Source organism: Streptomyces sp. CGMCC 4.7035, from assembly GCF_031583065.1.
GTDB lineage: Bacteria > Actinomycetota > Actinomycetes > Streptomycetales > Streptomycetaceae > Streptomyces > Streptomyces yaanensis.
This window is the reverse complement of sequence record NZ_CP134053.1, coordinates 298616-323496: the sequence shown is the minus strand read 5'-3', so window position 1 is coordinate 323496 and position 24881 is coordinate 298616. Positions and strand designations below refer to the sequence as shown.

Below are 24881 nucleotides of genomic sequence, written 5' to 3'. Positions count from 1 at the left end.
GTCTGACAAAGCGGCCAAAAATTGATATCTATAGCATCGCGGGTGGTCTCGCGAATAAACCGCAGAATTCCATTCGCCACGTGGCGTCAGCCACGGGCAATACTGTGGTCCGCAGCGAGTGTGGTCACCCTCGGATTCCTCATCACGTTGGAGATCGCCGCACGTCACTACGGCCTGCCGGGGCCGATTACCAACCAGGCGCGAGAGGTGATATTCGCCCCCAAATCGGGGCCGCTCTTGTACGCCAGCATGGCGTTGATGATGGTGGTGCTCCCCTGGCGGCAACGGTTCATCGCGGCTGGTGCCGCGATCGGCATCGACGTCGCCTTCTTTCTGGTGCGGTGGGCGTTCGACGCCAAGATGATGTTCGGCAACGGCGCGTTGTGGGTGATCCTGGGCTACGCGGTCATCGCTGTCACGCGACGCACCGGCCGGGAACGTGTCCTGCTGCTGAAGGGCGTCGGGCTGGCCCTGCTACTGGTGGCCGGCCGCAAGACCGGCGATGCCTGGCTGCTCATCACGTCGAAGACCCGCCCGGCGGTGCTCGACCAGTACGTGGCAACCGCCGATCACGCGCTGGGCAACCCCTCGTGGGTGATGGGCCGGATCGTCAGGGCCACCGGCCCGGTCGGCGCCCATGTTCTCGACTACGTCTACATTCAGCTTGCGGTGGCCGCGGTCGTCGTCGCGCTGTACCAGCTGCGTAACGTGGCGGTCGAACGCCGGTTCCCGCGCCATCATCTGGTGCGCACCTTCCTGGTGATCGGCCTCCTCGGGCCGGGCATCTACATGATCTTCCCGGTGGTCGGACCGATCTTCGCCTACGGCACCGGCGCCTTCGGCACCGGCAGCGCGCACCTGGCGGTGGCCGACCTGTGGCCCCACACACCGCCGCCGCTCCATACCCCGCACCCGATGCCGTACGACGGGATCACCCCACGCAACTGCATGCCCAGCCTGCACACAGCGTGGGCCACCGCGATCTTCATGCATTCCCGCAAGGGCCCACGGATACTGCGATTCGCGGGGACGTTCTGGCTGATTGCCACGCTCTGCGCGACGCTGGGCTTCGGCTACCACTACGGCGCGGACATCCTCGCAGGCGTGGTGTTCTCGGTCACGATCGAGGCAGCTCTGCGCTCGCAGGAACGTGGCTGGGATCGGTCAGGAATACAGCTGGTCGCTTACGGCGCAACGGTTTTCACTGCGCTCTTGGTGTCATACCGCTATCTGCCGGTGGAGATGGCCGAACAGCCGTGGGTGTTCGGACCCCTTCTCGTTCTGGCGATGGCCTCAGTGGTCTACGGCTACGTACGGACCACCAAACAGTGGGAACCGAAGGCCGTACCGGCGCGGCAACCCGAACCGCTGCCCGAACCAGCTTGAACCATGGTGCATCGGGTGTGGGCCGAGCCCTTCCCGAGTGGGACCGCATGCGGCGCCCCGCCGTCCATCGGTGCGACGGGCGGCGGGGCGGGCGCTTCGGCGGGGCGTCAGTTCGAGGTGGGCGCCGCCGGGCGGGTGCCGGGGACGGCTCCGTAACCCATCTGGGACGGTGTGTCGCCGTCCTGGCCGTAGACCTGCACCCGGTAGTACGAGGTCGCCCCGGCCGGTGCGGCGGTGTCCAGGTAGGACACGGCGGTGCCGGGCAGGGTCGACGTCAGTTCGTCCCACACCTGGGTGGCGGGGTTCCAGCGCTCGATCGTGACCGAGGACGGTTCCGGGCACCAGTCGCTCTGGCAGGACCACGCCCAGGTGAGCAGCACACCGTCCGCGGAGCCGCTCGCGGCCAGCGTCATCGAGGCGCCGAAGCCGTCGCCCATCCACGGCAGCACCGCCGCCTCGGAGCGCACGCCGGCGGCGTCCACGGCCACTACCGCGTAATAGGCGCCCGAGGATGTGTAGGGCGCGGCGGTGTCGGTCACCGTGGTGCCCGTCACGGGCTCGTCCTGGATCCGTGTGCCGGGGTTGGCGGCATTACCCCAGTACCGGTAGACCAGGTACCTGGTGGCGCCGGGGACGGGCTGCCAGGACAGCACCGCGTTGTCGCCTTCCTGCCGCGCGGCCAGCCCCGCGGGCCGGTCGGGACGCGCGGTGCCCTCGGGGTACGGGCGCACCGCGCAGTCGTCCTCGGAGAAGCCCGAGCGGTTCCCCGCCGCGTTCACGGCGACGGTCCGGTAGCAGGTGGGCACTCCGGCCGGTGCGTCGGTGTCGGTCCACTCCGGGGATGTCGTCGCGGGGATGTCGGCGGTCTTGATGTAGACGGCGTCCGTCTCGGTGCGGCGCCAGACCTCGTAGCGGGCCGCGGCGGGGTCGTTGACGGACCAGGTCAGCCGGATGCCGTCGGTGGTACCCGACGCGGTCGGCATCTCGGGCGCCTGCGGTGCGGTCTCGGTGGACTCGGCGGACACGTCGATCCAGATCGGGTCGCTGTAGTTGCCCTCGAAGCCGCGCACCGACAGGCAGTAACGGGCCCTGAGCCACGGGCTGGTGTCCAGGTAGTAGGAGTTGGCCGTGTGGAAGGTGTCGGCGTTCGCGCACGGGCTGCCGTAGGTCGTGCGGTACAGGTAGTAGAGGTAGACCTCGGATGCCGGGGAGTCGTCCCAGTCGAGGAGGAGGCCGTCGTCGGTGCGGGTGGCGGTCAGCCCGGTGGGTGTGGGCGGCTTGGGCGCCGACGGGGCCAGCCGCTTCAGCTGGACCACGGTGCCGGAGGAGCGGTTGCCCGTCTCGTCGACCGCGACGACCCGGTAGTACGGGGTGGCGTCGGCGGCGATCGGGCCGTCGGTCAGGGTGCAGCGCACCTGGTCCTCGGTGCCGGAGACGGCGGCGCACTGGGGCGTGCGGGGGCTTCCGGTGTCGGTGAACGGGCCGTCGGCGTCCGCGCTGCGGGTGACCTGGTAGCCGGCGAAGTCGGCGTCATAGCCGGGCCAGCCGGTGGTGGTCCAGGTCAGGGTGGCCGTGGTGCCGCCGTCGGGTGCGGTGACCTCGGGGGCGGCGGGCGCGACAGGCGGGGTGGTGTCCGGCGGCACCGGGCGGCTGACGGCGACCGGCTCGGTCCAGGCCGAGTAGGCGCGCGGGGTGTCGGCGTCGACCACCTTGCCGACGGCGCGCACCCGGTAGTAGCGGGTGCCGCCCTCGGGCAGGGTGGTGTCGGTGAACTTCGACGAGGTCAGTGGTGCGTCGCCGACGCGCAGGGTCCAGGGACCGGAGGCCGAGGAGGCGGACTGCACCTGGTAGCCGGCGGTCAGGCCGTGCACGGGGCTGCCCACCGGGTTGTCGGCCCAGTCCAGCGCGGCAGCGCCGGCGGCGAGCTCGCCCTTGAGCCCGGTGGGCTGCTGCGGCGGGTACAGGCCGGTGTCGGGGCGCAGCGCAGAGGCGGTGGTACTGGCGTACTCACCGGGCTCGGTGGTGGCCGGGGTGGACTCGTTGCCGGCGGTGTCGACGGCGGTCACCCGGTAGTACGCGGTGATGCCGATCGGGGCGTCCTTGTCGGAGTAGGCGTTCTCCTGGACGACCCGGGCGTCGGCGCTCCTGATCCTGGCCCAGGGGCCGCCGGGGGCGGTGGCTCGGTAGACGTGGTAGCCGGCGAAGGAGTCCCTGGTGCTGTAGTCGTCGTCCCAGCTCGGTCCCCAGCTGAGGTGGTTCTCGCCGAGGTCGTCGTCGGGGTCGGGCACTCCGTTGCCGTTGAGGTCGATGTCGCCGTAGCCGTCGGCGCCCAGAAGGTCCGGGGCCCGCGGCGGGGTGGTGTCGGCCGGCACGGCCGAGACGTTGGCCGAGGCACGGGACTGGTTGCCGGAGCGGTCCACGGCGGTGACGGCGAACCAGTACTTGGTGCCGTTGCGCAGTCCGGTCGAGGTGAACGTGCTGCCGGTCAGCAGACCGGAGCCACTGATCCGGTGTGCGGTGTCGATCGCCACGGGGGTGCTGGTGGAGCGGTAGACCCGGTAACCGGCCAGGTCCGCCTCGGCGTTGCGGGCCCAGCTGACGGTGGCCCGGCCGTCACCGCGCACCGCCTTCGGGGAGGCGGGAGCCAGTGGGGCGACCTTGTCCGGAGTATTCGGGGCGAGGCTGACGCTGACGTTGGCCGAGCCCGTGAGAGCCGTGTAGTCGACCCGCACGGTGTGCGTTCCGGCGGGCACGGTCACCTTGACACTCGCGTGCTGGGTGGAGGAGTAGTCGTGCCACAGGTTGACGTAACGCTTGCTGTCGATCCAGACCCGGATGCCGTCCTGGGCCGCGGTCTTCAGCAGGAAAGGGCCGCCCCCGCCGAAGTTGCGGCGCATCGTCCAGCGGACACCGAAGCGGTCGTTGGGCAGGGATATCCCGGCGGGATGGCCCTTGCCCCAGTTCTCGCTGATGGATTTGTCGCACAGTGACTTGCGGGGTGTGCCGGTGAGCGTGGTGTTGGCGTAGTAGTCGGCCTTCCATACCCCGTTGGAGCAGCTCAGGGCCGCGACCGGCGCTGCGTCCGGCCGGGCTTGGGGCGGGGTCTGCACGGTACTGGCGATGAGCGCGGCTCCGGCGGCGGCCGCGGTGAGCGGCCACAGCAGCCGGTGCGGCGCCCGGACACGGGATTGCGGGGGAACGGGTCTGCCCATCGGGGGCGTCATCCTTCCTCAGACCCGGCGCACCCGGTGCGGCATGGCGGCTCGGGTGGTCCACCGGGTGATCGCTTTCTGCCCCAGCGATGATGGCACGCGAACAGATATTCGCGTGTGAAATCGTGCAGAAACCGTGCAGAAATCGCGTCCGCATCCGAAAGCGCTCGCCACTCCCAGGTGATGGAACACCACGAACCGGGTGAAGCCGGTCTGCGTCCCCGCCGGGTGCGGGCGAGCTGCTCGCGACTACCTGATGGGCACTCATGGGTTCATCTTGCCCATCAGGCACGGGAGTTCGACGTCGGTCTTCTCGGCACCCGCGGGAGGCGTCCGGAGACCCGGACGCCTGTGCCAGGTGTGCGCGTCCGAATCGGGTCCGCTCCGCGGCCGGCGGCGGACGAACGTCACCCTCGCGGGTGTCGCCGAGCCTTACCGACCGCCGATGGGGCCGCCTGTGGTGGCGCCGTCCCGGCCGCCGGCGGTGGCCGCGGTGACTTCGCCGAGAGCGTTGGGCGGAGCGGCGCCGCCTCGGCAGAGTCTCGGGTCCGGAATGGGCTTGTCCGTCACGGCGTCCACCAGGACGAGCTTGCCGGTCTTGGCGTCGCGGACCACCTTGCAGCGCAGGCCCGACACGGCTTTCGACGGAGCCGCCGCGGCCTTCGCTGTTCGGGGTGCCGCATCCACGCCGGTCACGCCTGTCACGCCAATCACACCCATCGTTCCGGCAAGCGCCGCGACCAGGCAGGACGCGCCGATCACGCGGGGTGTGTGCCTCCGGATGCCCGCCGCCATGATGCCTCCCTGGGTGGATGGGCCACGTGAACACCTCCACCAACGTGGGAGACCGGCCGTGACCGCGGCGTTGATCCGGCGTGACTCCGCCATGACGCCGTCGCGACGCGGCTCTGCTCGTGGGGGAAGAGCGGGCCGCCCCTCAAGGTGTAGCCGAACTGGGTGCGCAGCTTCAGCAGCCCGTTGAGCATGCGGGCATCGAGGGCGACCCTGCGGTTCGGCCGGTCGCCCCAGGGACTGGTCAGGGCTGCCTTGCCGTTCGCCGTGTCGATGATGTTGACCGTTTCTGGCCCGCGCGGACCGTTCAGTACCTGCTCGTCGCACAGGGCCATCCCGTGGCCGTCGACGCGTACTTCGGGCGCCGGACCACGGCCGCCGTCAAGGCGTTCCAGACCGAGCACGGCCTGGAACCCGACGGCAGGGTCGGCCGGCGGACCTGGCCGCTGCTCGTACGGCCGGTCGACTCACGCTCCGAAGGATCGGATGTACGGGCTCTGCAGTCGCTGCTCACCAACGCCGGACTGCTCACGGACGTCACCGGCAGGTTCACCGCCGCGACCGAGCACAATCTCTCCTCGATCCAGCTTTACGGCCGCCGCCGTGGCGACGCCTCAGGAACGCGGCGCCGACTCGTCCCGCCCGACCACCGTCCCCTGGACGACACGGCCCGCACCCGCCCCGGGCGCCCCGGCGTCCTGCTCCTTCAACGCCTTCGCCTCGCTCTTGAAGATGCGCGTCGCCTTCCCCGCCGAGCGCGCCAGCTCCGGCAGTTTCTTGAACCCCAGCACGGCGATCACCACGAGGAGGATCACGGCCAGCTCACTCATGCCGAACATCAGGTTCGCTCCCAGGTGGGTATGCGGATCTACAGGGCCGTAGAAGTCTCTCCCGGTGGATGATCGCCCCACAAGTCCGGCTTCCGGCCGGGTGCGGGCGGCCTCCGCGGAGCGTCCGCATCCCGGCACGCCCGAGTCCCGGGGCGCGGCGCCTCTCGCCCGGCACCACTGTGGAACCAGCGCACCAGTAGGGCAGTCTTTCTCCCCGTGGCAAGCGTTCCGCAGCAGAACGGGTCGGGTGACCCCGTCGCACACATGGTGGTGTGCGGGGACGACGGGCTCGCGCACCGGCTGGCCGCCGAGTTGCGAGGGGTTTACGGCGAGCAGGTGACCCTCGTCGTCCCGCCCACCGAACGGGTCGCCCGGCAGCCGGTGGTCGGCCGCGCCCGCACCTCGACCCTGCTCGACCGGGTCTCCGCCGCCGTCACGCGCGCGGCGGGCAACGGGAACGGGAACGGCAGCGGCAGCGGCAGCGGCAACGGCAACGGCGCAGACGGACGCACCGCCGGTGCCGCCGGCGGACGTACGGCCGAAACTTCCGGCTCGCAAAGGCTGTTGGAGGCCGCAGAGGCGTCCGAGGCGGTGCTCGCCGAGGCCGGTGTGGAGCGGGCCACGGCGCTGGCGCTCGTATATGACGACGACGAGACCAATATCCGCGCCGCGCTCACCGCGCGCCGACTCAACCCGCGGCTGCGGCTGGTCCTGCGGCTCTACAACCGGCGACTGGGGCAGCACATCGAGGAACTCCTCGACCAGGCCGCGGCGTTGGCGTCCGGCGGGCCCGACGGGGACTCCGAAGCGTTCGACGCGTCCACGACCGTCCTGTCCGACGCCGACACCGCCGCGCCCGCGCTGGCCGCGACCGCCGTCGCCGGCACCACCAAGGTCGTCCAGACAGACGGGCTGATGCTGCGGGCCGTCGAGCGCCCGCCGCCGGGGCCCGGTCAGGTCGCCGATCCCGGACTGTGCACCCTGGCACTGCTGTCCGCGACGACCAACGATCCGGCCGGCGCCGACGGTTCCGAGGCCAGTGGCGAGCACGGACCGCGACTCCTGCCGGACGAAAGGGCGATCGCTGCAGCCACCGGGCGCGGCACCGTCGTCCTGGAGACGGTCTCCTACTCGGGTCCCGCGCTGCCCACCGGGCGCAGTGTCGTACCACTCGCCTTCCTGCTGTCGCGGCGGCTGCGCTGGTCGTTCGCCGGGCTCGTGGGGTGTGTCGTCGCGCTCGCGGTCGCGTCCATGGCGGTCACGGGTGAAAATCCGCTGACGGCCACGTACTTGACGCTGCTCGACCTGTTCGCGATCAACAACCCGGCCATCGGGGAACCCATCGGACGGCAGATCCTGCAACTGCTGTCCGGGCTGGTCGGACTGCTGCTGCTGCCAGTGCTGCTGGCGGCTGTCCTGGAGGCGCTCGGCACCTTCCGCAGCGGAACCGCGCTGCGCAGGCCGCCGCGCGGGCTGTCCGGGCACGTCGTGCTGCTGGGCGTCGGCAAGATCGGCACCCGGGTCATGACCCGGCTGCGGGAACTGAAGATCCCCGTGGTGTGCGTCGAGGGCGATCCGGAAGCACGCGGGCTGGCGACAGCTCGGCGGCTGCGGGTGCCCGTCGTACTCGGAGACGTGACGCAGGAAGGCGTCCTGGAGGCCGCCAAGATCCACCGGGCGCACGCGCTGCTCGCGCTGACCAGCGCCGACACCACGAACCTCGAGGCCGTCCTGTACGCGCGGTCCGTGCGCCCCGACCTCCGGGTCGTCCTGCGCCTGTACGACGACGACTTCGCGACCGCTGTCTACCGCACGCTGCGCGCCGCGCACCCGAACGCCCTGACGCGCAGCCGCAGCGTCTCGCATCTGGCCGCGCCCGCGTTCGCCGGGGCCATGCTGGGACGGCAGATCCTGGGGGCGATCCCCGTGGAGCGACGGGTGCTGCTGTTCGCCGCCGTGGACGTGGCCGGGCACCCCCAGCTGGAGGGGCGGACGGTCGCCGAGGCGTTCCGCGCCGGGGCGTGGCGCGTACTCGCCCTGGACACCGCGACGTCCGGCGGACGGGACCAGACGCCGAATCCGGGGCCGGATGCCTCCGACCGCCCCTCGGGACTGGTCTGGAACCTGCCGCCGACCTACGTACTGCGCCCCGAGGACCGGGTGGTCCTGGCGGCAACCCGCCGCGGACTGGCCGAACTCCTCGGCCGCAGGCGCCGCGAGACGAGCGGGGCGTAGGCACCGTAAGACGACCGCGGGTAGGCGCCGTAAGACGATCGGGGCGTAGGAATTTCCTGGTCAAAGGGTTTCCCAGGCAAGTTATCCACAGGCTGGGGGCCTCTGCCGCGGAAAGTCGGCCGGGCCAGGCACTATGGGGCCATGACTGAGAGCAACGGGTCCACCTCGCCGGAGCACAGCGAGGACATGCCCGACTGGGAAAAGCGCTTCCGGGCGCCACGGGTGTCGCTGCCGGACTGGGCGGAGGACGCGCCGCATCGCTCGCTGTTCGTCTCCAACGCGACGGGGACGTACGAGTTGTACGCGTGGGACCGTGCCACAGGCGCGCAGCGCCAGGTCACGGACCGGCCGAACGGCACGACGGACGGCGTGCTCTCGCCGGACGGCCAGTGGATCTGGTGGTTCGACGACACGGACGGGGACGAGTTCGGGATCTGGAGACGCCAGCCGTTCGCGCCCGGAGCGGACGGCTCCGGTACCGCCGCGGGACCCGACGAACCGGCGGCTCCCGGGCTGGAGCCGTCGTATCCGGCCGGGCTCGCGATCGGGCGGGACGGGCACATCGCCGTCGTGGGCCGGTCGACCGACGAGGACGGGTCGACGATCCATCTGGTGCGGACCGGCCAGGGACCGGTCGAGATCTACCGGCACCGTGAGTCGGCCGGGGTGGGCGCCCTCTCCCACGACGGCTCGCTGATCGCGGTCGAGCACACCGAGCACGGCGACGCCATGCATTCGGCACTGCGGGTGCTGCGGCCGGACGGCTCCACGGTGGCGGAGCTGGACGACACCAAGGGCGGCACGGTCGAGCTGGGCCTGGAAGTGCTGGGCTTCGCGCCGGTCGAGGGGGACACACGGCTGCTGATCGGGCACCAGCGGCGCGGCCGCTGGGAGCCGCTGGTGTGGGACATCGCCTCGGGTGCCGAGACGGACCTGGCGCTGGAGCTGCCGGGTGACGTGGCCGCGGAGTGGTATCCGGACGGCTCCGCGCTGCTGATCGTGCACAGCTTCGAGGCACGCAGCGAGCTGTTCCGCTACGACCTGGCGACGCGCGAGCTGGTGCGGGTGCCGACGCCGCCGGGCACCGTGTCGGGGGCGACGGCCCGGCCGGACGGGACCGTGGAGTACCTGTGGTCGTCGGCCGCCGAGCCGCCGGTGGTGCGGTCGACGTCGGGCGAGGTCGTGCTTGACCCGCCAGGGATGAGGTCGCCGGGGTCGGTGCCGGTGGAGGACGTGTGGGTGGAGGGGCCCGGCGGCCGCATCCACGCACTGGTGCAGAAGCCGGCGGGGTCGAGAGGGCCGCTGCCCACGGTGTTCGACATCCACGGCGGCCCGACCTGGCACGACAGCGACTCGTTCGCGGCGGGCCCGGCGGCCTGGGTGGACCACGGGTACGCGGTGGTGCGGATCAACTACCGCGGCTCGACGGGATACGGGCGCGAGTGGACGGACGCGCTCAAACACCGGGTCGGGCTGATCGAGCTGGAGGACATCGCGGCGGTGCGGGAGTGGGCGGTGACGTCCGGTCTCGCGGATCCCGAGCGGCTCGTCCTGACGGGCGGTTCGTGGGGCGGGTACCTGACGCTGCTCGGGCTCGGCACCCAACCCGACGCGTGGGCGATCGGTATCGCGGCGGTGCCGGTCGCGGACTACGTCACGGCGTACCACGACGAGATGGAGGCGCTGAAGGCGATGGACCGGACGCTGCTCGGGGGCACGCCCGAGGAGGTGCCCGAGCGGTTCGAGGCGTCGTCGCCGCTGACGTACGTCGACGCGGTGAAGGCACCGGTCTACATCTCGGCGGGGGTGAACGACCCGCGATGCCCGATCCGCCAGGTCGAGAACTACGTGAACCGGCTCGCCACGCGGGACGCGGTGCACGAGGTGTACCGGTACGACGCGGGGCACGGCTCATTGGTGGTCGACGAACGGATCAAGCAGGTGCGGTTGGAGCTGGACTTCGCGGAGCGGCATCTGGGGAGGTGAGAAGCGTGGCATCCGGGGGCGGGAGTGCGGGGCATGCGCGTGTGTCCCGCACCCCGGGCCCCACGGGCGGGTCCGCGGAAGCGGCACCGTACCGTTGAGGGCGTGTACCGGTTTCTGCTGACGCCCCGCTGGTGGGGAATCAACGTCTTCGTGCTGCTGGCCATCCCCTTCTGCGTCTTCATGGGGTCGTGGCAGTTGAGCCGGTTCGAGGACCGGGTGCAGGACCAGCGGGCGGTGAGCGAGCAGGCCACGGCGGACAAGAAGCAAGCGGCCCGGCCACTGGCCGAGCTGCTGCCGGTGGACAAGAAGACGTCCGGGAAGCGGGCCACGGCCACCGGGCGGTACGGCAAGCAGTTGCTGGTGCCGGACCGGGAGCTGGACGGGAAGCACGGGTTCTACGTGCTGACCATGCTGCGCACCGACGGGGGCAAGGCGCTGCCGGTGGTGCGGGGCTGGCTGCCGGGTGACGCGGACCCCTCAAAGGCTCCGGCCGCACCGACCGGCGAGGTCACCGTCATGGGCGCGCTTCAGGCGTCGGAGAGCCCGGGGGCGAACGGGGTGGGCGCGGGCGGCGGGCTGCCGGCCGGCCACACCGCGGCGATCAGCTCGGCCTCGCTGGTGAACCTGGTGCCGTACGACGTGTACGACGCGTGGGTCACTCTCGACAAGGCCGACAGCGGGATGAAGGCGGTACCGGCGACGGCGCCTCAGGGGACCGGGCTGGACCTGAAGGCGTTCCAGAACCTGGGCTACACCGGTGAGTGGTTCGTCTTCGCGGGCTTCACGGTCTTCATGTGGTTCCGGCTGCTGCGACGCGAGGTGGAGTACGCCCGGGACGCGGAACTGGGTCTCGTGACGCCGGACGGCGCGTCTTCGGCCGACGACGCTTCGGCCAGCGGCGGGTCTTCGGCCAACGGCGGCGAGGGCTCGGCCAGCGGTGGGTCTTCAGCCAACGGCGGCGAGGGCTCGGCCAGCGGTGGGTCTTCAGCCAACGGCGGCGAGGGCTCGGCCAGCCTCGGCGAGGGCTCGGCCAACGGCGGCGAAGGTTCGGCCAAGGGCCTACAGGAGGCCGCCGAAGGCCGGACTACGGCCGTCGAGAGCCAGGCGTAGGCCAAGGGCGTAGGCCAAGGCCTGACCCGGCCACGCGCCGAGCCGCCGCGGGAAAGGGCGAGGCCGCGCGCTGAGCCGCCGCGCCAGGGAAGGCCGACGCCGTGCGCCGTGCCGCCGTGCCGCCGTGCCGCCGTGCCGCCGTGCCCGAGAACCGCGCCGGGCGGCTCAGGATACGGGGGCCGTCAGGATCCCCGTGCGATAGACCGTGCCCGCGCACGCGTTGGAGATGGTCGTGGTGGAGGCCGTCGAGCCGGTCGCCGCGGTGTGGGAGACCGCCACGCTGCCGTCGGACACGCCGTCCTCCGTCACCAGCTGGGGTGACGTGCCGCTGCCCTCCGTGCTCGCGCCGCTGTTCTCGCTGGGGCTCGCCGTGGGGGTCGGGTCCGGGGACGCGCCGCCGGTGCCGCCGTTGCCGCTGCCCGTGGTGGGGCAGGTCTCCGACGGGACCCACGCGAACTTGACCTCGTACGCGGCCCCGGGCTTGAGCACCAGGGAGGTGACTTCCTGGGAGGGATCGGGCAGGCCGGTGGCCGCGTCGCCCGCGGCATGGTTCACCACACTGATCTTGGCCGCGTCCGCGGCGCCCTGAGCGACCGCTGAGACACTGCCGCCGTCCGAGACGGTACAGCTCGTGGCGGAGATGTTGGTGACGTGGAACGTGCCGTAGACCGTGCCGGCCGAGTCCGGGGCGCCCGCGGTCGCGGTCGCGCCGCCGAGCTGTGCCGCCGTACACGCGGGGACGCTCGGTGCGGAGGCCGTCGGGTCGGCCCCGCCGGTGGCCCCGCTGCTCGCGTCCTTGCCCTTGCCCTCCTGGCCCTTCTGGCCGCCCGTGCCCTTGTCCTTGGACGCGCCGGGGGAACCGGCCGAGCCGTTGGAGCCGCCGTCCGGGTTCTTGCCCTGGTTCGCACCGCCCTGGGCCTGCGAGGCCTGACCGGCGATGGACGGGTCGGCGTTGGGCCCGGTGGCGTTCGAGACATGGACGAGGGCCGGGATCGCCGTGCCGATGAACAGCGCGGCGGCCGCCATGCCGACCAGGGCCTGCCGCTTACGGGCCCGCCGGGCGGGCACCGCGCGCCGAAGGTGCTCCAGGGTGCCGTCGCGCGGCTCGATGTCACGCACGGCCTCGTGCAGCATCCGCCGCAGCGCCAGTTCGTCGGAGCCGAATCCGTCCGGCGCCGCTCCGGGTTCGTCGGGCCCGGCACCGGGCGCCCGGAAGTCCGGGCCTCGGCCGTCGGCTCCGGAGCCGCTCCGGCCGAGCGCTTCGAGCGCCGCGACAAGCCGGTCGCGCCCCGCGTCCAAGCCTTCCGCGCCCAACCCGTCCGCGCCGCCCGCACCCAAGCCGCCCGCGTCCGGGCCGTACGCGTTGCCGTCGAAGCCGGCGGCGGTGTCCGCGGCGGGATCGGCGTGGTCCGGTCCGGCCTCGTGCCGACCCTGGTCCTCGGGGCGGTGGTTCACAGTTCCGTTCCCAGCATGCTGCTCTTGCTCGTCCTCATGGGGCTCCGGCCGGTCTGTCGGCTCGTGCCACTCGTAGGGCTCGTGTCGGTCGTGGGAGTCGCGGCCCCAGGAGGCGCCGCGCCGCTCGTCGTACTCGCTCATGCCGAGGCCCCCATGGCGACCCGCAGCGCCGCTATGCCGCGCGAGCCGTACGCCTTCACCGACCCCAGCGAGATGCCCAGCGTCTCCGCGACCTGCGCCTCGGTCATGTCCGCGAAGTAGCGCAGCACCAGGACCTCGCGCTGGCGGCGCTGCAGGCCCTTCATCGCCCTGATCAGGGAGTCGCGCTCCAGCTGGTCGTACGCGCCTTCCTCCGCGCTGGCCATGTCCGGCATGGGCTTGGAAAGCAGCTTCAGTCCGAGGATGCGGCGGCGCAACGCCGAACGCGAAAGGTTGACGACGGTCTGGCGGAGGTACGCGAGCGTCTTCTCCGGGTCGCGGACGCGCTTGCGCGCCGAGTGGACGCGGATGAACGCCTCCTGGACGACGTCCTCGCAGGACGCGGTGTCGTCGAGGAGGAGCGCCGCGAGGCCCAGGAGGGAGCGGTAGTGGACGCGGTAGGTCTCGGTCAGATGGTCGACCGTCGTACCGGCGGCCATCGTCTCGTCAGCGCCGTCGCGCTGGTTCGGTATGCGGGCGGGCCGCGCTGTGGGCACGGGGGCGATCACCGGCATGCCGCCGGGCGCGCCGGCCATGCTGGGGCGGCGGGGCGGACGAAGGGCCACACCCCTCGTGCGTACCGCGGTGAATTCGAGTACCTCTGCCACGCCAGTTGGACACGCTTCCCCCCGCCAGGGTTGTACGCGACAGGCATTGCCTTTGCGTCAGGCAGCACATCCGTCTGCGCGTCCTGTCGTGCGCCGCGCAGCGCACCGGACCGCGCGTCAAGTGCCCTCATGCGTACCAGCTCTTCCCTTATGCCCCATGTGTGGTGGTGCCGGCCCCCCGAAGGGCGACCGCAAAGACGCTCCCCGCCCGGCGCGTGGTTGCGGGGCGGGGAGGAAAATCTTCGAACGCCGAGAGGCTTCGATTCAAGTGGTATGGACCAGCAATCCAACCCACCGAACCTTCGTAGATCCTACAAACGATTCAGCCGACGGCCAGCGCTTTCTCCGCCGGTGGAACCCACCGGCGGAGAACCTGCATGCTGCGCCCTACGACGCCCGCAGCTCCCTCGCCACCAACTCCGCGATCTGCGCCGTGTTCAAGGCCGCGCCCTTGCGCAGATTGTCGCCGCAGACGAAGAGTTCGAGCGCGGTCGGATCGTCCAGGGCGCGGCGCACCCGGCCCACCCAGGTCGGGTCGGTGCCCACCACGTCGGCCGGTGTGGGGAATTCGCCCGCCGCCGGGTTGTCGAAGAGGACGACGCCGGGAGCGGTGTCGAGGATCTCGCGGGCGTGGTCGACGGTGACCTCGCCCTCGAAGCGGGCATGGACGGTCAGCGAATGCGTCGTGACCACCGGCACACGCACACAGGTGACGGCCACCCGCAGCTCCGGCAGCCCCAGGATCTTGCGGGACTCGTCGCGGACCTTCATCTCCTCCGAGGACCACCCGTCCTCGCGCAGCGAACCGGCCCACGGCACGACGTTCAGCGCGACCGGCTCCGGGAACGGCCCCGTGTTGTCGCCGACCGCACGCCGTACGTCACCGGGATTCGTCCCCAGCTCCGTGCCCGCGACGAGCGACAACTGCTGCCGCAGCGTGTCGATGCCCGCGCGTCCCGCGCCGCTCACGGCCTGGTAGGAGGAGACGACCAGTTCGCGCAGTCCGAACTCGGCGTGCAGCGCGCCGAGGGCCACGATCATCGAGAGGGTCGTGCAGTTGGGGTTGGCGATGATGCCGCGCGGACGCACCCGGGCGGCATGCGGGTTGACCTCCGGTACGACCAGGGGGACTTCGGGGTCCATCCGGAACGCACCCGAGTTGTCCACCACGATCGCGCCCTTGGCGGCAGCGATCGGCGCCCACTGCTCCGCGATCTCGTCCGGTACGTCGAACATCGCCACGTCGACGCCGGACAGCGCCTCCTCGCCGAGCGCCATGACCTCGACCTCCTCGCCGCGCACGGTCAGCTTGCGGCCGGCCGAGCGCGGTGAGGCGATCAGACGGATCTCGCCCCAGATGTCCGCGTGCTGGGACAGGATCTGGAGCATGACCGTGCCGACGGCCCCGGTCGCTCCCACGACCGCGAGCGTCGGCCTACCGGTCCGCGCCGTCATCGGCGCTCCGTACGGGCCGTACCCCTGAACGTGAGGCCCCGACGGGCCTCACCCCGCGGCGAGAGGCCCGTACGCACGCTGCCCCCACAGGGGAGGCCGGTCATCGCCCGGTGCCTCCGTAGACGACGGCCTCGTCGCTCTCGGAGTCCAGGCCGAACGCGGTGTGCACCGCTCGGACCGCCTCCGGCACGTCGTCCGCACGCGTCACCACCGAGATACGGATCTCGGAGGTCGAGATCAGCTCGATGTTCACGCCCGCGTCGCTCAGTGCCTCGAAGAAGGACGCCGTGACGCCCGGGTTCGTCTTCATGCCCGCGCCGACGAGCGAGATCTTGCCGATCTGGTCGTCGTAGCGCAGCGAGTCGAAGCCGATCGCGGACTTGCCCTTCTCCAGGGCGTCGATCGCCTTGCGCCCCTCGGTCTTGGGGAGCGTGAAGGAGATGTCCGTGAGGCCGGTCGACGCGGCCGACACGTTCTGCACGACCATGTCGATGTTGATCTCGGCGTCGGCGATGGCGCGGAAGATCGAGGCGGCCTCGCCCGGCTTGTCCGGCACGCCGACGACCGTGATCTTGGCCTCGGAGGTGTCGTGCGCGACACCGGAGATGATGGCCTGCTCCACCGTCTTTTCCCCTTGCTGCTGTGTCTTTTGAGCGACTGGCTCGCTGCTGACCCACGTGCCCTGCAACCCGCTGAAGGAGGAGCGGACGTGGATCGGGATGTTGTAGCGGCGCGCGTACTCCACGCAGCGGTGGAGCAGCACCTTCGACCCGGACGAGGCCAGCTCCAGCATGTCCTCGAAGGAGATCCAGTCGATCTTCCGGGCCTTCTTCACCACGCGCGGGTCGGCGGTGAACACGCCGTCGACGTCGGTGTAGATCTCGCACACCTCGGCGTCGAGCGCGGCGGCCAGCGCCACGGCGGTCGTGTCGGACCCGCCGCGACCCAGGGTCGTGATGTCCTTCTTGTCCTGGCTGACGCCCTGGAAACCGGCGACGATCGCGATATTGCCCTCGTCCAGCGCGGTCCGGATGCGTCCCGGCGTGACGTCGATGATCCGGGCTTTGTTGTGGACCGAGTCGGTGATGACGCCTGCCTGGCTGCCGGTGAAGGACTGGGCCTCGTGGCCCAGGTTTTTGATCGCCATGGCCAGCAGGGCCATGGAGATCCGCTCTCCGGCGGTCAGCAGCATGTCGAACTCACGCCCCGCAGGCATCGGGGATACCTGCTCGGCGAGATCGATCAGCTCGTCCGTCGTGTCGCCCATCGCGGAAACGACGACAACCACCTGGTTGCCGTTCTTCTTCGCTTCCACGATCCGCTTGGCGACGCGCTTGATGCCCTCGGCATCGGCAACGGAGGAGCCTCCGTACTTCTGCACGACAAGGCCCACGTGCGCTCCTCGCTCAGTCCGTCTCTTTCCGCGCCTGCGCATGTGCAGTGCGGTCGGCTCAGTCTATCGAGCGGCCGAAATTCCCTTCCGGGATACCGCATGGTGAGATGTCCCGCTCACTCTGGGATCACCCGGTTTTCTTCGCACGTACAACGACGTACGGCGAACATACGCCGATTTTCGGCGCGGCTTTCACCGCCGCCCTCCGCCGTGGAACTCGGCCGCTCCGGCACCGAATCTGCCCCGGCGCGCGCCGGGTACTCGGAAACGTGCCGCGTGTCACAGGAGGAAGCCTGTGAATCAAGTTTCGAGCACTAAGTGCGTCCGTGCGCGTACTCCTGGTGGAAGACGATGACCCTGGAGGTCTCGCCGGACGGCGGCGCTATCACCGTTGGACGGCTCGCGGCCCCATTGATCTTGCCCGCCCGCGCGACGAGGATGCCGACCCATGACGGGTGGGTTGGCGGGGGACTTGTTGCTGGCCGGGATCGTGCTGCTCGGCGGGTGTGTGCAGTGGCTCACCGGGATGGGGTTCGCGCTCGTCGCCGTGCCCGCGCTCGTGCTGTTGCTCGGGCCCGCCGAGGGCGTCGTGCTCGCCAACTGCGCCGCCGGGGCCATCAGCGTCGTCGGGATCGCCGACAGGTGGCGGCGGGTGCGGGTGACGGTGATGGTGCCGTTGTGCGTCGCCGCCGTGATCACCGTGCCCGCCGGGACCTGGGTGGCCCGGCAGCTGCCGGCGCCCGCGCTGCTGGCCTGCATGGGCGCGCTGGTGACCGTGGCCGTGGTGCTCGTCATGCGGGGGGTGCGGGTGGCCGCCCTGCGCGGGGGCCGCGGGGCCGTCGTCGCCGGAGGGCTCGGCGGGTTCATGAACTCCGCCGCCGGGGTCGGCGGGCCGCCCGTCTCCCTGTACGCACTCAACGCCGAGTGGAGCGTGCGGGAGTTCGTGCCCAACGCGCAGTTCTACGGGATCGTGGTCAACGCCGTGTCCGTCGCGTCCAACGGGGCGCCCCGGCTCGCCCCGGCCGTCTGGGCCCTGGCCGTCGCCGCCCTGGCCGTCGGCGCGCTGGTCGGCCGGGCCCTCGCCGGGCGCGTGCCCGACAGGCGCGCCCGGGTCCTCGTACTGCTGCTCGCGCTCGCCGGAGGCCTGAGCACCCTCGGGAAGGGGCTCGCCGGGCTTACTTGACCGGACGCAGGCCCAGCGGACCCGCGATCTCCTGGGCCATCACCCTGCCGGCCTCGAATTCGAGGGCCTCGTCGCCGAGGCCCTGGTCGGTGTCGAGGCCGTCGAGTTCCTCCAGGGGCTGGTTCAGGCGGACGTGCGCGACCAGGGACTGGAGTGCGCGGAGCGTCGCGGACGCCGTCGAGCCCCAGTTGGAGAAGTACGAGAACTGCCACCACCACAGCGCCTCCGTGGTGCGGCCGGCGCGGTAGTGGGCCATGCCGTGGCGCAGGTCCGCGATGACGTCCGCCAAGTCGTCGGAGATACGGGCCGGGACCGGCGCCTTGCGCGGCTCGTACGGGTCGAAGACCTCCGAGTAGACGTCGACCGGGTCCAGCATGACGGCAAGACGTTCGCGCAGTTCGTCCACGTCCGGCTCCGGGCCCGGGTCCGGCTCGTAACGCTCGTCCGGGACGATGTCCTCGTGCGCGCCGAGGCGGCCGCCTGCCAGAAGCAGCTGGGAGACCTCCAGCAGGAGGAAGGGAACAGCCGAGTCCGGCTCGTCGCCCTTCGCGACCTCCGTGACGGCGACCAGGAAGCTCTCGATCTGGTCCGCGATCTGGACCGCGAAGTCGTCCGGGTCCTGCGTCGTGGAGTGCAGCGTGGCGTCAGACATCTAGGAGTCGTCTCCCCTCGAAGGCGCGGCCGAGGGTGACCTCGTCCGCGTATTCCAGGTCGCCACCCACCGGGAGGCCGCTGGCCAGGCGGGTGACCTTGAGGCCCATGGGCTTGATCATGCGGGCGAGGTACGTGGCCGTGGCCTCGCCCTCCAGATTCGGGTCCGTGGCCAGGATCAGTTCGGTGACCGCGCCGTCGGCCAGCCGCGCGAGCAGTTCCCTGATGCGCAGGTCGTCCGGACCCACCCCCTCGATCGGGCTGATGGCGCCGCCCAGGACGTGGTAGCGGCCGCGGAACTCGCGGGTGCGCTCGATCGCGACGACGTCCTTCGGCTCCTCCACCACGCAGATCACCGACGGGTCGCGGCGCGCGTCCCGGCAGATGCCGCACAGTTCCTCCTGCGCGACGTTGCCGCACGTCGCGCAGAATCGGACCTTCGCCTTGACCTCCAGCAGGGCCTGAGCGAGACGGCGGACGTCGGTCGGCTCGGCCTGCAGGATGTGGAAGGCGATCCGCTGCGCGCTCTTGGGACCGACGCCGGGCAGCCGCCCCAGCTCGTCGATGAGGTCCTGGACCACGCCTTCGTACAACGGACTGCCTTTCCTGAAGCTTCGGTACGTACCGTAGCCGGGCTCGGTTTCTTGGTACGTACGGTAGTTGGCCCGCGCCTTTCTTAGAAGGGACGGGCAGATGGACTCAGAACGGCAGGCCGGGGATGCCGCCGCCGAGGCCCTGGGCCAGCGGGCCGAGCTTCTGCTGCTGGAGGTTCTGCGCGTTCTCGTTGGCCGCCTGGACGGCCGCGACGATCAGGTCGGCGAGGGTCTCCGTGTCCTCCGGGTCCACCGCCTTCGGGTCGATCACGAGGGCGCGCAGCTCGCCGGCGCCCGTGACCGTGGCCTTGACCAGGCCGCCGCCCGCCTGACCCTCGACCTCGGTCCGCGCCAGCTCCTCCTGCGCCTTCGCGAGGTCCTGCTGCATCTTCTGGGCCTGCTGGAGCAACTGCTGCATATTGGGCTGGCCACCACCGGGAATCACGATCAGCTCCTGGTTTCGTACGGGTACGGCTGTCAGGGTTTTCGTACGGCTGTCAGGGCGGGGTTCGCCGCCTGGCACGAGCCTACGTGGTCACCCGGGCGATCGCTCCGGTAGTCCGTCTGGACGCAGAACGGACTCGCGACGGCACTCTTTCGAGTGAGTTTGATCGCCGTCTTATACCTGACCAAGACCCACTTCCGGGCGGAAAAGCGACGAAACCCGGGCCCTCGCCACCCATTGGGCGGTAGGAAGGGTGCGGCGCTTCAGCACCATGCGTCACCAATGCGTCGCGGAGCGTGCACGGTCAGGTGGCGCGCACCGCGGAGTGTGCATCGCGGAACGTCATAGCCGTACGTAGGGAGTGCCGGGTGAGTCAGCCGGAGATGCAGCCCGAGGGTCCGCTCCAGGACGGGTGGGGCGACGGTACGGCGGGGCTGCGGCCGGGCGACCTCACGGGACTGCCGTTCCCGCACGGCGACTGGGGGCAGCCCGCGGAGCGGCTCGACGAGCTGTACCGGTGGGTGGAGCGCAGAGCACTGGAGACAGCGGCCTGGTATCTCGCGGACCGGGTGTGGAAGCGACGGACGGCACGGGCGCTGCGGGTGGGCGCGGTGGTCGGGGTGGTCTGCGGGGCCGCACTGCCACTGCTCGATCTGACCGGGGCGACGGGCGGCATCACGCCGTGGGCGTATCTGTCGCTGCTGCTGGCGGTGGCGTGTGTGGCCGGGGACCGGTTCTTCGGGGTGACGTCCGGGTGGATAAGGGACGTGGCGACCGCGCAGGCCGTGCAGCGGCGGCTGCAGGCGCTGCAGTTCGACTGGGCGACGGAGAGCGTGCGGGAGGTGCTGGGGCCGACGGAGGGGACCGCGGGGGAGGCGGCGGAGCGGTGCCTTTCGGTGTTGCGGCGGTTCTCGGAGGACGTGACGGAGCTGGTGCGGGCGGAGACGGCGGACTGGATGGTGGAGTTCCGGAGGGGGTCCACGCCGCTGGTGATCCAGTCGGTGGGGGTGGTTGCGCCGCGGGCGGAGGGGGTGGGGCCGGGGAGGTTCGGGCCGCCGGCGGGGGCTCGGCCCAATATGCCTCGGCAGCGCCCGCCGGAGGCTCGGTAGCCAAGGGTGGTGGTGGCCGGGGTTTCACCGGTGGGCGCCGCCCTGGGGGGTCCCCCCAGGCCCTTAAGGCACTGGGGGAGGCACGACTGCCCGCAGCTATGAATTCTCGGCGCAGGTTTTCAGGCCTACCGGGGTGCCGCATGGCAGGTGGCCGTGGGTTCGGATGACGTCCTGGCCGTTGCCGCGGCTGATGTAGGTGAGGAAGCTGGAGGCGAGGGAGTCCGCGGGTGGCTGGCCGTAGGTGTAGGCGTACTCGATCTCGCGGTACGGGTAGTCGGTTCTCCCGTGTTCGAGCTCCTCGACGGACGGGCGGTGGCCGTCGAGGGCCGGCAGGCGCAGGTCCGGGTGGCCGGAGGCGAGGTTGAGTTCGCTGTAGCCGATCGCGCCGGGCAGCTTGGCGACCGTGTTCAGCACCTGGTCGGTGGAGTCGAGTTCGCAGCGGACGACCGGGGCCGTCACGTCGTCCTTGTGGACGCAGTCCAGGGATGAGTTGGCGATCTCGCCGCGGCCCAGGACCCGGCGCTGGAAGACCTGCCGGGTACCCGAGTTTGCGTCGCGGCTGACCAGCAGGACCGGACGGTCGGGGCCACCGAGCTGCTTCCAGTTCGTGATCCGGCCCGTGTAGAGGCGGCGCACGTCCACGAGCGACAGGTTGGTGAGCGGGACGTCCTTGTTGATCACCAGCGTGAAGAGCGACACCGCCACCCGGTTCTCCCGCAGTTGGGGCAGGCCTTCGGGCTTGGGTCCGTCGGAGAGGGCGACCACCGGCGGGGAGCCCTTCGCCGACTGCTGGCCCGTGGCGGCGAGCTCGCGCACCCCCGACGTACTGCCGTGCGCGTCCACCGTGATCGTGGAACCCGCGCAGTCCTTCTCGTACTTCTTCGCCAGCTCCCGCATCACCGGGGCGAACGCCGTCGACCCGGTGACCGTGAGCGCGCCCTTCTCACAGCCCATGGGCGGACGGGTGTCGTCCCGCACCACCACGATCGTGGCCAGCGTGACCACGCAGACCGTCAGCAGCACGGTGATCATCCGTGACGCGCGGCTGAACAGGGGCGGCTTGTCGTCCGGGGTCGTGCTGCGGTTGGGGCGCACCTCACCGTCGCGGATGCCGCCGATGAGCCGGATCCCGCTGCCCACGTCGCCGCCCGACAGCAGCACCAGCAGCTTGAAGTGGTCGCCGCGGTTGAGCGGGACGCGCGGGATGCGCAGCGTGTTGTCCTCGTAGCCGAAACCGGCCGCGGGTGTGAAGTGGTCCATGAGGTGGTCGGTGCCGGCCGGCTGCGTGACCGACACCCCACGGACCGTGCGGTCGGTGAACACCGCGGTCAGGCCGTGGAGTTCACGTCCCGTGTAGTCGTTGTCGACGATGCTCTGCGAGCCGTCGTTCTCGATGCGCAGCAGGACGAACGTGGCGTCGGCCATGCCGGACGCCTCGTCGAACCAGCCGAGCCGTACGTTGGCCCGGCCCGAGCGCACGTTGTCGCCGATCGGGTTGTCCATCTGGACGCGGTACCCGATCCTCTTGCGCCGCGGCACCCTGCGCTCGTACCAGGCCATCCCCGCCGACGCCGCGATACCGAGCACCGCGGTCGCCACGGCCACGACGTTCTCCGCGCTCAGCCACTTCACTGGGCCACTCCCCCGAGCCGACGGTGCGGACACGGTACGGCCCGCCGAAGGGACATACCGGACCCGTGGGGGGAAGTTCAGCGGGAGTTCAGCCCTCCTTCTCGTACGTCAATGACTCGCCGCTGTCGGTGCTCACGCGCTTGAGGCGGCCGTCCGGAAGGATCGTCAGTTCCGTCGCCGCGCCCGGGCTGCAGGACGACGCCGGTTCGCCGACCGTGACTTTGGACGAACCGACCTCCAACGGGCCGCCGGACGTGGGCCGTTCCTTCAGTTTCGCCTGGAAGACGCAGTGGTACGTGCCGCTGCCGGCCGGTCCGTCCGCCGTCAAGGAGAGTACGGCGTCGCCCACTTCACCCTGCTGGATGACCAGGCGGCGGGTGTTGTGCCCGCTGGAGTTGTCGATGACGGCGGTCCAGGTGCCCAGGTAGTCCGCGGGGACGGCCCCGGCGGCGGGCGACTGCGAGGTCGGGCTCGCGGAGGCCGAGGTGGAGGGCGCGGACGTGCTCGGACCGGGGGTCGTGGGCGCGGCGGAGGTGTGCGACGGCGCGCCGTCGTCGCCCGTCCCCGTCCCGTCGCCCCGCATCAGCGCGTACACCGAACCGCCGGCCCCGAGCGCGACGACCAGGGCGACGACGATCAGCGCGGCCGTGGAGCGGCCGCTTCGCCGCTGGGGTTCCGGCCGGCCCGGGTCGCCGTAGGGGGGTGGGCCGTACGAGGCCGACGATCCGTACGGGGGCGGCCCGTACGGCGGTGTGGGGCCGACGGCGGGGCCGTGGCCCGGAGTCGGCGCGTCGCCCCAGCCTCCCGCGTTCTGCGGATGGCCGTACGCCGGTTGCTGGGGGTGCTGCTGCGGATAGCCGTAGGCGGGGTGCGCGTGCGGGGGCGTCGGGCCCGGGGGAACGACCTGCGTCGGCAGCCGGCCGAAGACGGTGGGCTGCCCGGCCGGAGGCAGGGCAGTGCCGTCCCGCGCGTCGGGGGCGGGGGCGTGCTCGGGAGAGACTTCGGGCACCCCGGACGCCGCCGCTGCCGGCACACCAGCCACCCCCGGAACCTGCGTACCCGGCACACCAGCCACCCCCGGAGCGCCCGGAACCGACGCCCGGCGCGTCCCCGAAACATCCCCACCCGCACCGGCCCCAGCTCCGCCTCCGCCCACTGGGACCGCCTGGCTCGCGGCACCCGCAGCATTCGCGACGCCCCCACTGTTCGCGGCGACGCCCGCACTGTTCGCGACGCCCGCAGCATTCGCGACGCCCCCACTGTTCGCGGCGACGCCCCCACTGTTCGCGACGCCCGCAGCATTCGCGACGCCCCCACTGCTCGCGGCGACGCCCCCACTGTTCGCGACGCCCGCAGCATTCGCCGCGCCCCCACTGTTCGCAGCACCCGCGGCGCCCGCGCCACCCGCAGCTGCCCCGCCGGCCGCGGTGACCCCGCTGCTCCCGTCCTCCCCCCTCAGGCGCCCCGAGTCCGCCGCCTGCGCTGCCTCCTCCGGATCCTCCGCATCCAGCAACCGCACGGCATGGCGCCCGAGTTGGGCGACCAGGGCGCTCGGCAGCCAGGGGTCCCGGGTCCGGCCGCCCAAGACCGTGTCCTCGGCACCGGTCCGCTCCAGGATCTGCGCCGGCGTGGGCCGTGCGGCCGGGTCCTTGCGCAGGCACTCGCGTACGAGGTCGGCGAGGCTCTCGGGCACGCCCACCAGGTCGGGCTCCTCCTGCGCGATGCGGAACATCAGCGCGTGCACCCCACTGCCGGCGGTGCCGAAGGGAAGGGCGCCCGTGGCGGCGTACGCGAGGACGGACCCCAGGCAGAAGACGTCGCACGCGGGCGTGACGCGGTCGCCGCGCACCTGCTCGGGCGCCATGAACCCCGGCGACCCCACGAGCGCGCCCGCGCGCGTGAGCCCGGCTCCGGTGACGGTCTCCAGGGCGCGTGCGATACCGAAGTCGATGACCCGCGGTCCGTCGATGGTCACGAGGACGTTGGAGGGCTTCAGGTCGCGGTGGATGAGCCCGGCGGCATGGATGTCCAGGAGGGCGTGGGCGAGTCCGGCGGCCAGGACGCGCACGGACCGCTCCGGCAGGGGGCCGTGGTCGTGCGAGACGACGGTCTGGAGGGTGGGTCCGGCGACGTACCCGGTGGCGACCCAGGGGACGTCGGCCTCGGTGTCGGCGTCGAGAACGGGCGTGGTCCAGTACCCGCCGACCCGCTGTGCGGCCTGCACCTCCTGCCGGAAGCGGGCCCGGAACTCCTCCTGCTCGGCCAGCTCCCGCCGGACGAGTTTCACGGCGACGGTACGGCCCCGGTCGGACCGGGCCAGATACACGTTCCCCATGCCACCGGCCCCGAGCCGCGCGAGCAGCCGATAGGCGCCGGCACTCCCGCGGAGCACCGAGCCCCGGGAGCCCCCCAGCGGATCCCCGTCCCCCAGCTTCTCCATCGCCGCGTCACCTTCCCCCCTGAGTGGGCGACAGCCAGAGGATAGTGCTGCCGTACAAGGAGTCGGCAGGAGCGGTGTCTACGGTTCCGTAACGGACCCGACGACCTCGTCGAGCGCCGGCGGCACCCCCGGAACACGCGACAGACTGTCGCGGAAAGCCCCCCACCG

General features: G+C 71.5%; 17 protein-coding genes and 2 pseudogenes. 7 read left to right on the top strand and 12 right to left on the bottom strand.

Annotation, left to right across the window (positions count from 1 at the left end; all coding sequences use genetic code 11):
* Nucleotides 1-66 precede the first annotated feature (66 nt).
* Nucleotides 67-1386, top strand: coding sequence for a phosphatase PAP2 family protein (locus Q2K21_RS01375; protein WP_310780525.1), 1320 nt, complete (start codon nt 67-69; stop codon nt 1384-1386).
* A gap of 107 nt (nt 1387-1493) precedes the next feature.
* Here the strand turns inward: Q2K21_RS01375 and Q2K21_RS01370 are convergent, their stop codons facing one another.
* Nucleotides 1494-4598 (bottom strand): fibronectin type III domain-containing protein, encoded by a 3105-nt coding sequence (locus tag Q2K21_RS01370; protein ID WP_310763211.1) that lies wholly within the window; start codon nt 4596-4598, stop codon nt 1494-1496.
* Between the two features lie 432 nt (nt 4599-5030).
* Nucleotides 5031-5393, bottom strand: a complete 363-nt coding sequence (locus Q2K21_RS01365; protein WP_310763210.1) for a hypothetical protein — start codon at nt 5391-5393, stop codon at nt 5031-5033.
* A gap of 119 nt (nt 5394-5512) precedes the next feature.
* Between Q2K21_RS01365 and Q2K21_RS35690 the strand changes: the two are divergent.
* A pseudogene (locus tag Q2K21_RS35690) lies at nt 5513-5821 on the top strand (peptidoglycan-binding domain-containing protein); the annotation flags it as partial.
* 183 nt (nt 5822-6004) lie between these two features.
* Here the strand turns inward: Q2K21_RS35690 and Q2K21_RS01360 are convergent.
* Complete coding sequence (locus Q2K21_RS01360; protein ID WP_310763209.1) at nt 6005-6220, bottom strand: twin-arginine translocase TatA/TatE family subunit; 216 nt, start codon at nt 6218-6220, stop codon at nt 6005-6007.
* 264 nt (nt 6221-6484) lie between these two features.
* On the opposite strand from Q2K21_RS01360, the gene Q2K21_RS01355 reads away from it, so the two are divergent.
* From Q2K21_RS01355 to Q2K21_RS01345, 3 genes and pseudogenes are all read left to right on the top strand, one after another.
* The gene (locus Q2K21_RS01355) at nt 6485-8455 is read left to right on the top strand and encodes an NAD-binding protein (RefSeq protein ID WP_310780523.1); all 1971 of its coding nucleotides are present in this window, start codon (nt 6485-6487) and stop codon (nt 8453-8455) included.
* Between the two features lie 141 nt (nt 8456-8596).
* Nucleotides 8597-10441 carry a S9 family peptidase gene (locus tag Q2K21_RS01350; RefSeq protein ID WP_310763208.1) on the top strand — a complete coding sequence of 615 codons (1845 nt, stop codon included), beginning with the start codon at nt 8597-8599 and terminating at the stop codon, nt 10439-10441.
* Between the two features lie 102 nt (nt 10442-10543).
* Nucleotides 10544-11311 (top strand): annotated as a pseudogene (locus Q2K21_RS01345) (SURF1 family protein); the annotation flags it as partial.
* A 405-nt stretch (nt 11312-11716) separates the two neighbouring features.
* Here Q2K21_RS01345 and Q2K21_RS01340 read toward each other — a convergent pair.
* The 4 genes from Q2K21_RS01340 to Q2K21_RS01325 all read right to left on the bottom strand — a co-directional run bounded on the left by Q2K21_RS01340 (nt 11717) and on the right by Q2K21_RS01325 (nt 16660).
* Nucleotides 11717-13147 carry a hypothetical protein gene (locus tag Q2K21_RS01340; protein WP_310763206.1) on the bottom strand — a complete coding sequence of 477 codons (1431 nt, stop codon included), beginning with the start codon at nt 13145-13147 and terminating at the stop codon, nt 11717-11719.
* On the bottom strand, nt 13144-13719 hold the full coding sequence (locus Q2K21_RS01335) for a SigE family RNA polymerase sigma factor (protein ID WP_386275945.1): 576 nt from the start codon (nt 13717-13719) through the stop codon (nt 13144-13146). The genes Q2K21_RS01340 and Q2K21_RS01335 overlap by 4 nt, the downstream gene beginning before the upstream one ends.
* A gap of 480 nt (nt 13720-14199) precedes the next feature.
* Nucleotides 14200-15267, bottom strand: a complete 1068-nt coding sequence (locus tag Q2K21_RS01330) for an aspartate-semialdehyde dehydrogenase (protein ID WP_310763203.1) — start codon at nt 15265-15267, stop codon at nt 14200-14202.
* Nucleotides 15268-15367: 100 nt separating this feature from the next.
* Nucleotides 15368-16660 carry an aspartate kinase gene (locus Q2K21_RS01325; protein ID WP_310763202.1) on the bottom strand — a complete coding sequence of 431 codons (1293 nt, stop codon included), beginning with the start codon at nt 16658-16660 and terminating at the stop codon, nt 15368-15370.
* Between the two features lie 448 nt (nt 16661-17108).
* Between Q2K21_RS01325 and Q2K21_RS01320 the strand changes: the two genes are divergently transcribed.
* Entirely contained in the window at nt 17109-17843 is a 735-nt protein-coding gene (locus tag Q2K21_RS01320; protein WP_310763201.1) for a sulfite exporter TauE/SafE family protein, read from the top strand.
* On the opposite strand, the gene Q2K21_RS01315 is transcribed toward Q2K21_RS01320, so the two are convergent.
* From Q2K21_RS01315 to Q2K21_RS01305, 3 genes are all read right to left on the bottom strand, one after another.
* On the bottom strand, nt 17836-18495 hold the full coding sequence (locus Q2K21_RS01315) for a DUF5063 domain-containing protein (protein WP_310763200.1): 660 nt from the start codon (nt 18493-18495) through the stop codon (nt 17836-17838). The genes Q2K21_RS01320 and Q2K21_RS01315 overlap by 8 nt on opposite strands.
* Nucleotides 18488-19087, bottom strand: coding sequence for a recombination mediator RecR (gene recR, locus Q2K21_RS01310; protein ID WP_310763199.1), 600 nt, complete (start codon nt 19085-19087; stop codon nt 18488-18490). The genes Q2K21_RS01315 and recR overlap by 8 nt, the downstream gene beginning before the upstream one ends.
* Nucleotides 19088-19193: 106 nt before the next feature.
* Nucleotides 19194-19532, bottom strand: a complete 339-nt coding sequence (locus Q2K21_RS01305) for a YbaB/EbfC family nucleoid-associated protein (RefSeq protein ID WP_310763198.1) — start codon at nt 19530-19532, stop codon at nt 19194-19196.
* A 368-nt stretch (nt 19533-19900) separates the two neighbouring features.
* On the opposite strand from Q2K21_RS01305, the gene Q2K21_RS01300 reads away from it, so the two are divergent.
* Complete coding sequence (locus Q2K21_RS01300; protein WP_310763197.1) at nt 19901-20641, top strand: SLATT domain-containing protein; 741 nt, start codon at nt 19901-19903, stop codon at nt 20639-20641.
* A 96-nt stretch (nt 20642-20737) separates the two neighbouring features.
* Here Q2K21_RS01300 and Q2K21_RS01295 read toward each other — a convergent pair whose 3' ends face one another.
* Both Q2K21_RS01295 and Q2K21_RS01290 read right to left on the bottom strand, forming a co-directional pair.
* On the bottom strand, nt 20738-22273 hold the full coding sequence (locus Q2K21_RS01295; protein WP_310763196.1) for a substrate-binding domain-containing protein: 1536 nt from the start codon (nt 22271-22273) through the stop codon (nt 20738-20740).
* Nucleotides 22274-22361: 88 nt separating this feature from the next.
* Nucleotides 22362-24713 carry a serine/threonine-protein kinase gene (locus tag Q2K21_RS01290; protein ID WP_310763195.1) on the bottom strand — a complete coding sequence of 784 codons (2352 nt, stop codon included), beginning with the start codon at nt 24711-24713 and terminating at the stop codon, nt 22362-22364.
* Between the last annotated feature and the right edge of the window lie 168 nt (nt 24714-24881).

Bases quoted from the DNA above. Each gene is read 5' to 3' on its own strand.
- Q2K21_RS01365 (WP_310763210.1), bottom strand. From the start codon at position 5,393: ATGGCGGCGGGCATCCGGAGGCACACACCCCGCGTGATCGGCGCGTCC.
- Q2K21_RS01360 (WP_310763209.1), bottom strand. From the start codon at position 6,220: ATGAGTGAGCTGGCCGTGATCCTCCTCGTGGTGATCGCCGTGCTGGGG.
- Q2K21_RS01350 (WP_310763208.1), top strand. From the start codon at position 8,597: ATGACTGAGAGCAACGGGTCCACCTCGCCGGAGCACAGCGAGGACATG.
- Q2K21_RS01330 (WP_310763203.1), bottom strand. From the start codon at position 15,267: ATGACGGCGCGGACCGGTAGGCCGACGCTCGCGGTCGTGGGAGCGACC.
- Q2K21_RS01315 (WP_310763200.1), bottom strand. From the start codon at position 18,495: ATGTCTGACGCCACGCTGCACTCCACGACGCAGGACCCGGACGACTTC.
- Q2K21_RS01370 (WP_310763211.1), bottom strand. From the start codon at position 4,598: ATGGGCAGACCCGTTCCCCCGCAATCCCGTGTCCGGGCGCCGCACCGG.
- Q2K21_RS01335 (WP_386275945.1), bottom strand. From the start codon at position 13,719: ATGCCGGTGATCGCCCCCGTGCCCACAGCGCGGCCCGCCCGCATACCG.
- Q2K21_RS01290 (WP_310763195.1), bottom strand. From the start codon at position 24,713: ATGGAGAAGCTGGGGGACGGGGATCCGCTGGGGGGCTCCCGGGGCTCG.
- Q2K21_RS01355 (WP_310780523.1), top strand. From the start codon at position 6,485: ATGGTGGTGTGCGGGGACGACGGGCTCGCGCACCGGCTGGCCGCCGAG.
- Q2K21_RS01320 (WP_310763201.1), top strand. From the start codon at position 17,109: ATGACGGGTGGGTTGGCGGGGGACTTGTTGCTGGCCGGGATCGTGCTG.
- Q2K21_RS01340 (WP_310763206.1), bottom strand. From the start codon at position 13,147: ATGAGCGAGTACGACGAGCGGCGCGGCGCCTCCTGGGGCCGCGACTCC.